The 1240-nt window shown below is 55.2% G+C and carries 1 protein-coding gene; it reads right to left on the minus strand.

What is annotated here, in order from left to right; genetic code table 11:
- Nucleotides 1-20: 20 nt before the first annotated feature.
- On the minus strand, nt 21-992 hold the full coding sequence (locus PMI26_RS04245) for an IS110 family transposase (protein ID WP_007979079.1): 972 nt from the start codon (nt 990-992) through the stop codon (nt 21-23).
- Between the last annotated feature and the right edge of the window lie 248 nt (nt 993-1240).

Consider the following 1240-nt stretch of genomic DNA (forward strand, 5'->3'; position numbering starts at 1 on the left):
TGTAGATACCGTCTTGAACCTCACCGGGCAAGCGCAATTTTCGGGTCGTAGGGTTGGCCCGACTTGAGCACGCCGTAAACGAAGTGCAGCAGCTTGCGCATCGCCGCACAGATGATCTGCTTGGGGGCCTTGCCATTGGCCTTCAGGCGGTCTTTCATGGCCTTGATCGCCTCGTTATGCTGCAACGCCACTAGGCCTGGCATGTAGAGGCCCGCACGCACACTCACTGAGCCGATTTTTGAGATCGTAGAGCGCCCCTTGAGCTTGCCCGAGTCGTGGAGCTTCGGGTTCAGTCCGGCAGCAGCGACCAGTTTGCGAGGATCGTCGTATTTGCGCAGGTCGCCCAGTTCGGCCAGCAGCCGCTCAATCGTTTTTTCCCCGATACCGTCAATGGTCACGATCAAGTCGCGCATCTCGCGCATGTCCGGGTCGTCATCGATGTGATTTTTGATTGCCTTGTGCGTTTCAGCGATCTCTTTTTCGATGTGGTGCAGCACAGAGTTGATCGAGGCTTTAACCTTTTCATCGGACACATCCAGACGATTGCGCTCCATTCGCTCCATCTCTTGGAGATCATCCAAGCGGCGCACCAAGGCTTTGAGCTGGCGATACTTCAGCGGCTCCGGCGCCCACAGCTGAAGCTTTTCATTCTTTTCGCGGGCGAAGTCAGCGATTAGTTTGGCATCGCTTTTATCGGTTTTAATCCGACGTAGTTCGCTGTCGGCGTAGGCGTGGGTCGTGGCCGGATTGACCACGCAGACCCGGTAACCCTTGTTGTAGATGAACTCGGCCAGTTCCAGATGATAGATACTGGTGGCTTCCATCACGATCAGGGCCGAAGGTTCGACCTGTTTTTGCAACCAGGCCTCAAACTCTTTGAAACCCTTTGAGTCGTTAGCCAGTTTGGCCTTGGTTTTGTGCTTACCGTTTGGCAAATGAGTAGCAACATCAAAGGTGTTTTTTGCGACATCGACGCCGACGAATCTGGACATGACCACCCCTCCATTAGGTCCCTTGCGATCATCACTGCACTCCGTCCAACCTTGTGAATGCGGGCTCTCGCCAGAGACGGGCCCAAGATACCGTTCGAACTGTACGAGTGAGTGCGGAGGGCTGGAGCACAATCTACGTCACAGGCAAAAAGCCTAAGGAGCTGCGCGGCTTCCAGGTCCCTCCCTCGATGATCAGTCGAGAACTATCGCTCCTGATGGAGCGATAGTCGAGATACAAGGAGCTGCCG

This window comes from Pseudomonas sp. GM33 (genome assembly GCF_000282295.1).
GTDB classification, from domain to species: Bacteria; Pseudomonadota; Gammaproteobacteria; order Pseudomonadales; family Pseudomonadaceae; genus Aquipseudomonas; species Aquipseudomonas laurylsulfatiphila.